This is a genomic window from Streptococcus sp. GMD4S (genome assembly GCF_000296955.1).
Window position 1 is genome coordinate 1 of record NZ_AJRE01000458.1, and the last position, 4,349, is coordinate 4,349.

Here is a 4,349-nt window from a genome sequence, read left to right on the forward strand (position 1 = left end):
GCGAATGCATGAAATAATACACAGTATCCCACAGATTTCGTTTGACGGTAAAGAAGCCCTAAAACAAAACTTAAAAATAATGTATATATAAAAAATAAAATAAAAGGAAATCCTTGATGACTTTCTCCAACTATAAACCATAAAGGCAGATGCCATATTCCCCAAATTGATCCTACAATCAAATTAGATTGCCAATAAGTATATTTTTTATCAAGTAATGGTTGTAATATTCCTCTCCATCCTAATTCTTCATGTCCACCACCAAAAAAAATTAGTTGTATAAAGAATAATGGCATCAGATAAATTGATACTCCGTTTAATTCTAAGGAAGATACAGAAAATAGTATCAAAATTGCTAACATATGATAAATGAAATAAATACTGCTATTTTCTAACTTATTAAATAAAAAATGTTTAAATTTTATATTATTACTTTTTAAATAAAAGCCACTTGCAATAGCTGGTCCAAGTGCACCAACTATATGTAATATTCTTCCTATAAATGTCTCTAATCCCAAAATATAAGATTGTGTAAATATGGCAAGAAGCCCCCAAGCTATATAAGTAATTCCAAATGTAAAACAAAGATAATTTTTTAAATTCCTTTTATCAATTTCTGTCATTTTTTTCTTCCTAATCTTGATTATTTTATGAATAATATTTTTACTGCTTCTTAGTTGCTATCGATTATAACTACCTATATTCTATCATAAAAACACAAAAAAGCCTTACAATCAAGGCTTTTCACTATTCATTTCGTCAATACTTTAGTTTCGTAGATTCAGATTCGCATGATTAAAACTAGTCAATTTTCTCAATAATGTTTCCAAGTCTATCCAATACAAGACAGGAATGATCATTTAGTGGAATTATGGGAACACTGACAAGTTCTTCTGCTCTATCCTTATTAGCTTTATCATTCCAGGAATCATAATGGACACTAATTAAAAACTGACTAAAGAGTCCTAATCCATTTTTTATCTTTATCTGATGATCTGAATTATCATTAGGTGAGACATATACTTTTTCTCCTAATAATAGGGCTCCTGCAGAAAACCCTATAACTTTTGCCCCTTTATTAAGCATATGATCGATATAATTTTTGAACTCCTGATTGACATAAGTAGCTATATATTTTTCCGTATTTCCTCCACCAATGATAATTAGATCAGCATCTAAATAGCTATCAAAATCAATCTGCTCAGTGTCCAAAAGTAAGTAATCAGTGTTTAGATTAGGAAATTGACTTTGGAAAACTTCTGTGTACTTTTTCATATAGGGTTGCCAATTATCTCGAAAAACCGTAAAAATAACAATTCTTTCAATCTTGCTTGATAATACAATTTTATCAACAATGCTATATTTCGTTATTGGGGGATTCCCACCCATCAAAAAAATTTGTTCTTTCAAGTTAACACACTTTCTAAAGATACATAAAGTTTAACAAGTTTATTCACGTTTCTAAATTATAATTTTTTCTTAAAATGAATAATTCTACTTGCCTCCTGAAATCCAATATTGAGATGAAATCTTATAGAATCCGTATTCGTTAAAGTACAGTCACTTGCAAATTCCTTACATCCTTTATTTTTCGCCCATTCCTCACATTTTGTACAGAGATTTTTAGCAATATCCTTTAAACGATATTCCTCATCGACAATAATCCCTTCTAAGAATCCAACAGGACTATATTTACAACCTTCAACATAATCAAATCTGAGGGAACATAATGCTAGACCTACAATTGTGTTACCTTCAACTTCAGTAAAGATTGCAGTATTTTTGCCATTCGTATATTTTTTTACTTCATCAAAAGCTTCTTTATCGGTCAATTGGGGCCATAATTGTTTTATTAGTTTAGCCGTTTTTATAGAATCTTTTGTTATTCCATCCATATTGATGTTCCTCCGGAAATTACAAGCAAATGTTTCGAATCACGCTGTTACTTTGTTACTCATTGATTGATACCAATACCATCCCCTTCTACTTTTCGACTGTCTCAGATCGGAAGAGCAGAGCCATGCACTCAGCGGTTCGGACTTACCGTATCATTTCGTCGGTTTCCCTCCTCATTTTACGAGTCCTATCCCATGGGCGGAGCATCTACTCCTACTTCGCTGATGCCTCAGCTCGTACAACAGTGATACCGCCTCAACATGTGCTGATGTTAGCTTCCTATACTATGAAACGAAATATAGCGCATCCGAATATTTGAATTAAACCATTAAACGTAACTATCACCTTTCAAATTGGTTTTTCTTCCTTCTAACTAAAAATTTGCCACTCATACTACTGTCTTCTTCAGGAGTAAGGTTGAGGTTACCAAAAAGAGCCGTTTTGTGTACTGACCCCAAAAAGTTAGACAATTAATTTAAGTAAAGGATTTAGTTCTGTATTGCACAGGACTAAGTCCTTTTAGTTTGACCTTAATTCGTTTATTGTTATAGTAATCAATATAGTCTACAATAGCTTGTTCCAGTTGCTTAAGTGACTGAAACGTCTTTTCATAACCGTAGAACATTTCGGATTTCAAAATGCCAAAGAAGGACTCCATCATGCCGTTGTCTGGGCTGTTACCCTTGCGTGACATGGATGGCTGAATTCCCTTACTCTCTAGGAACCGATGATAAGAATCATGTTGGTATTGCCAGCCTTGATCGCTATGGAGAATCGTATTCTCATATCTCTTATCTGAAAAAGCTTTCTCCAACATGGTCTTCACTTGTTCTAAATTTGGTGAAGTAGAAAGATGATAAGCAATAATTTCGCTGTTAAAACCATCTAAAACTGGCGATAAATACAATTTCTGTGTGCTATTTGGAATGACAAACTCTGTCACATCCGTATAGCACTTTTCCATTGGTTTGGATGCTTCAAACTGGCGTTGAATGAGATTCGCTGCTTTCTTGCCAATCTCTCCCTGGTAGGAAGAATACTTCCGTTTCCGACGAATTCGAGCCGTTAAACCAAGGACTTTCATCAGACGTTGGACCTTCTTATGATTCACCACGAAGCCACGATTTCTTAGTTCAAGAGTGACTCTCCGATAGCCATAATTTCCTTTATGCTCACTATAAATGGCTTGTATTTCATCCTTTAGCTCTTTATTCTTATCTGGTTGATCTAGCTGTTTTAAGTGATAGTAGTAAGTTGAGCGAGCTAAATGTGCCGTTTCAAGAAGTAAATCTAATTGAAATCCTCCTGAAACCATTTCTCTAACTGTCTCTGCCTTTCTCGCTGTAAGGCTTCGTCCCTTTCCTCTAACTCTTTTAACTTTTTTAAGTAGGCCACCTCGGTACGTAGACGCTCATTCTCCTCTTGAAGTCGCTCTAATTCTGTCATTTCTTCCCAAGTTTTCTTCCGTTTACGTCCCATCCTAGCTGGCCTTCCTCTTGTTTTCTCAACAATAGTATACCCGTTTTTCTTGTATTGTGCCAGCCAATTTGGAAGTAATCCAGTGCTTGGGAGAGCATAATCCAGAGATACGCTTAGTTGCGATCGCCCCTCAAGTAGAACTTTATTAATTATTTCTTCCTTTAATTCTGGCGAGTAATAACGGTTTTTCTCTTTTTTGACACTTTCTATTCCGTAGCGATCAATCAATCGGACTAAGTACTTAAGATTTGAAAGGTTCATTCCATATTTTTCTGAAAGTCGCTTGAAGCTGATTCCTTGTTTTCTTAGTTCATAGATTCGAACTTTATCCTCATAAGTTAGTTTCATTTAAAAACACCCCAAAAGTTAGATTTTTTCTGTCTAACTTTTGGGGTGCGGTTCATTTGCTGGCTCTTTTCAAATTTTAGGTCCCTGAGTAGAAACCGTCTTTTTAAATTCTTTATCAAGTTCTTCAAGAAATACATCAATTTGAGCCAACAGATACTGTTCCTCTTCATTTAAATATTGACCTTTTCTAATCTTAGAATTTAACGTCTTCTTTTTCTGCTCAAAATAATTAAAAACAGTACTTGCAGCATCATTAAACCCATCAAAGTACAATGAACTCAGCCCCTGTTTAGCTCCTTGTTTTATTGCTCCACCAAATTCTTCTAGTATAGGCATAATAAATTCCTTTCTACCTAAGTATCATCTCGTTACTTAGACTTGTTTCTTAAAAAGTTTCTAATAAATTACAAATTTTTGAATATAGATCCCAGTTTTCTATTACAACAATTTGTAATTGCTCTCTAGTTCTCGTAATGTTTTGGTAAAACATCTTATTAATTGGATAGTAGGAATCCGTACTATTCAAAAACATGAACTTATTTACTCCAATAACTTCTCCTTTTTTATTTTTCTTTTCCTGAATGCCTGGACCATAGTAAAAATTGAAATCCATCGGTATAATAACT

At 33.9% G+C, this 4,349-nt stretch carries 5 protein-coding genes and 1 pseudogene; all 6 read right to left on the reverse strand.

Translation table 11 applies throughout. The annotated features are described in order from the left end of the window. On the reverse strand, positions 1–623 hold a 623-nt coding region (locus GMD4S_RS11475; RefSeq protein ID WP_000134972.1), incomplete at its 3' end, for a CPBP family intramembrane glutamic endopeptidase. 178 nt (positions 624–801) lie between these two features. Then, complete coding sequence (locus tag GMD4S_RS11480) at positions 802–1,410, reverse strand: Type 1 glutamine amidotransferase-like domain-containing protein (RefSeq protein WP_000662942.1); 609 nt, start codon at positions 1,408–1,410, stop codon at positions 802–804. A gap of 56 nt (positions 1,411–1,466) precedes the next feature. Next, positions 1,467–1,895 carry an aminoglycoside 6'-N-acetyltransferase gene (gene aac(6') / locus GMD4S_RS11485; RefSeq protein ID WP_000348727.1) on the reverse strand — a complete coding sequence of 143 codons (429 nt, stop codon included), beginning with the start codon at positions 1,893–1,895 and terminating at the stop codon, positions 1,467–1,469. Between the two features lie 476 nt (positions 1,896–2,371). Further along, positions 2,372–3,723 (reverse strand): IS3 family transposase gene (locus tag GMD4S_RS13190; RefSeq protein ID WP_155991753.1). Its coding sequence is split into 2 segments (ribosomal slippage): positions 2,372–3,291 and positions 3,291–3,723, totalling 1,353 coding nucleotides; the frame shifts between segments, so codons are not numbered across the junction. A gap of 69 nt (positions 3,724–3,792) precedes the next feature. After that, the gene (locus GMD4S_RS11500; RefSeq protein WP_001121929.1) at positions 3,793–4,059 is read right to left on the reverse strand and encodes a hypothetical protein; all 267 of its coding nucleotides are present in this window, start codon (positions 4,057–4,059) and stop codon (positions 3,793–3,795) included. Positions 4,060–4,108: 49 nt separating this feature from the next. Beyond that, positions 4,109–4,349 (reverse strand): annotated as a pseudogene (locus GMD4S_RS13840) (DNA/RNA helicase domain-containing protein); the annotation flags it as partial.

Coding starts and splice junctions, on each gene's coding strand:
- GMD4S_RS11500 (WP_001121929.1), bottom strand. CDS start 4,059: ATGCCTATACTAGAAGAATTTGGTGGAGCAATAAAACAAGGAGCTAAA.